At 40.5% G+C, this 3,184-nt stretch carries 1 protein-coding gene and 2 pseudogenes; 1 reads left to right on the top strand and 2 read right to left on the bottom strand.

Annotated features, from left to right (window positions below; translation table 11 throughout):
• Positions 1-529: 529 nt before the first annotated feature.
• A pseudogene (locus IM485_RS21545) lies at positions 530-1,726 on the bottom strand (RNA-guided endonuclease InsQ/TnpB family protein).
• A 90-nt stretch (positions 1,727-1,816) separates the two neighbouring features.
• Here IM485_RS21545 and bioD point away from each other — a divergent pair.
• A complete protein-coding gene (bioD, locus tag IM485_RS21550; RefSeq protein ID WP_104396633.1) occupies positions 1,817-2,479 on the top strand; it encodes a dethiobiotin synthase in 663 nt (220 codons plus the stop codon).
• Between the two features lie 373 nt (positions 2,480-2,852).
• Here the strand turns inward: bioD and IM485_RS21560 are convergent.
• Positions 2,853-3,170 (bottom strand): annotated as a pseudogene (locus tag IM485_RS21560) (transposase); the annotation flags it as partial.
• Positions 3,171-3,184: the final 14 nt, after the last annotated feature.

Here is a 3,184-nt window from a genome sequence, read left to right on the forward strand (position 1 = left end):
ATGTTATTAGTAGTTGGTCTTCCGTACTCAATTTGCTAGGTCTACCTGTCTTTTTTTGCCAAACTTTTTCTGCCTTTAGGACTGTTACCATATCCTTAAATGTATCTGGATACACGCCACACAAGCGTTTGAACTCTGTTGACTTTAAAGTTTTTACTTGTTCGTAAGTCATCTTTCAATCTTAACTCTTGGACTATTTTATCCTATTTTGTCTAGACTTATGCAAGAGATCTAATAACCTGCGTTGAAAAGCGAAAGCACTTATGGTCTGCAGCAAGAGCAAGAACCTATCCGATTGATAGGATCAGAATATCCATCTGCTAAATATTGGAGAGCTTGATACTAAATCCGTTGAGCATAGGCTAATTATAAGGAAAGGCAAGAGGCAGAAGGCAAAAGGCAAAAGGGGAAATAAATAATCAGTTTTTAATAACCGAATTTAGTATGACATCCTCATCGCTGGGGCCGGACGGTGATTCCCAAACCTCACGATTTGGGCTTCGGCCGTGAGATCAGCGTTCGACCGAGCTCACGCCGAGGTCCGAACGGTTTCTGTTTGGGGTCCCGAATGGTTTTTCGCACCTGCCTTAACAGATTCACTCTGTTCTGGTCTTATAGTCGCGAATCGGACTGACATCGCAAGCCCTGCGGCCAAAATGTTTTTACTGGCGTTAATATCTCGGTCATGGTGAGTCCCACAGCCTGGACAGTCCCATTTTCGAACATTTAACGGCATTTTCTCAGCAATATACCCGCAATTACTACACCTTTTAGAGCTAGGAAACCATCTATCTATTTCGATGTAATTTCTGCCGTACCAACGGCATTTATAGGCTAATTGACGAGTGATTTCTCCCCAACTAACGTCAGATATTGCCTGAGATAATTTCGGGTTTTTGACCATATTCTTGACGGCTAAATTCTCAACCACAATCGTTTGATTTTCACGAACTAATTGAGTGGTTAGCTTATGTAAATGGTCTTTTCTGTTATCGGTGATTTGAGCGTGAATTCTGGCTACTTTGATTCTTGCTTTTTCCCGATTTTTTGAGTTTTTCTGTTTTCTAGAAAGATTTTTTTGCGCTTTTCGCAGTCTCCGATAATGCTTTTTAAAATGTTTAGGATTAGATACTTTATCGCCATCGCTGGTAATCACAAGACTACTAATTCCTAAGTCAATTCCGATGGCTTTATCTATTACTGGTAAAGGCTTAATCGTTGGGTCATCAAATCTTATTGAGATATGCCAGCGTCCTGATGGATGTAATCTGACTATTACTGTGCTTGGTTCACAGCTTTCTGGGATTTGTCTTGACCATCGAATAGGTAAAGGTTCTGTTCATTTAGCTAAATAGATTTGTTTGTGTTTAAATTTAAAGGCTGATTTGGTAAATTCGGCACTTCCTCCCTGATGTTTTTTCTTAAAGTTAGGATACTTAGTACGACCAGCAAAGAAATTAGTAAAAGCTGTTTGTAGGTGTCTTAACCCTTGTTGTAAAGGTACACAGCTAACTTCGTTTAAAAACTCTAATTATTCTTGCTTTTGCCAATCGGTTAGTATTGAAGAAGTTTGAGCATATCCTACTCTTTCTTGTCTTTCATACCAAGCTTGTGTTCTGAGATGGAGTGCCTTATTGTAAACCAATCTTACACAGCCCAATGTGCGCCGCAATAGCGACTCTTGTTCGGGTGTGGGGTAAAATCGAAACGAATAGGCTTTTTCCATGTCTCACGTTTTAGCATATATTTTGTAAATGTGCTAATATTTAACAGTAAAACCAACCTAGAACGACGGGGTTTCAGACCCAAATTTTCGATGAATAGTCTTTTGATTACGGCTACGGATACCGATGCGGGTAAAACCGTTGTCACCACTGCTTTGGTGGCTTATTGGCAAAAATACTATCCATCGAAGGCCCTGGGGCTGATGAAATTAATGCAAACGGGTCAAGGCGATCGAGAATGGTATGAGGGTTTATTTCAGGGTCGATTAGAAATGATCACACCGCTGCAATATCAAGCACCCTTAGCGCCTCCTGTGGCTGCTGATTTGGAAGGTCGAGATATTCCTTTAGGGACGGTGTGGCAAGCTCTGCTAAACCTACAAAAAAGCCAAGATTTGGTTTTAATTGAGGGTTTAGGGGGTTTAGGTTGTCCCGTCACCCACGAGCTAACTGTGGCGGATTTAGCGGCTCAATGGCGGTTAAAAACCCTTTTAGTGGTGCCGGTGAAATTGGGAGCGATTTCCCAAACGGTGGCTAATATTGCCCTAGCAGAGCAGAAAAAGGTCAATTTAGGCGGAATTATCCTTAATTGTCTCCAACCGCGCACGGAGACGGAAATAGAGCAGTTAACACCGATCAATTTAATTCAATCCTTGACTAATTGTCCGGTTTTAGGCGTTTTTCCCTTTATCGAAGATCGTCGGGATTTGGATAAATTGGCCTCGGTGGTAGCTAGTTGGCCAGAAATTATTTAGAGCGGGAAAGCGTAGCGGATTTTGGAGTTTTTGTCAAGAGATATTTGTTAAATATAGCAATTCTCTGACTTATGAGGTACAGTAGCAACAGTGAGTAAACCAATTGCGAATATCTTTTTGAGTAACTTCTAACATAGCCAATTCAATCCCTTCTATTAAGTCTTTGTAAGTTCTCGCCTTCAGTAGACCTCCTGCAAAAGTAAGTTATCAGGCCGCTATTGGGTCACAATATCTAAAAGCTCGGATAAATTCGGCATAATATTAGGTTTTATGGCTAGTCTAGTCGTCTCTTGTCTTTTTTCTTCTCCTGACTCCCGACTCCTGACTACTGACTCCTAACCCTAACAACAATTTTTGATTTTTACAAGAGGTCTAGTTTTCTTAACATCGCTTTCACTTTTGACCAAAAGTTTTCAATAGGAGAGAATTCGGGAGAATAAGGAGGTAAATAGATGAGTCTAGCTTTTTCTTGTTCGATTATTTCTCTGACTATTTCTCCGAGATGAATCTTGGCGTTATCCATGAGCAAACAGTCTCCTTCTTTAATTTTTGGCAGCACTTCACTCAGAATAAATCCTTCAAATGTTACCGCATCCACTGCACCGTATATGTTGACTGATGCCACAACTTTTTCTAAGCTTATAGCACTAATTATTGAAATATTTCTCCCTCTTTTTTGTGTTTTTTTTCCCTAGCTCTTCGGCC

Source organism: Microcystis sp. M169S2, from assembly GCF_020245865.1.
Taxonomy (GTDB): domain Bacteria; phylum Cyanobacteriota; class Cyanobacteriia; order Cyanobacteriales; family Microcystaceae; genus Microcystis; species Microcystis ichthyoblabe_A.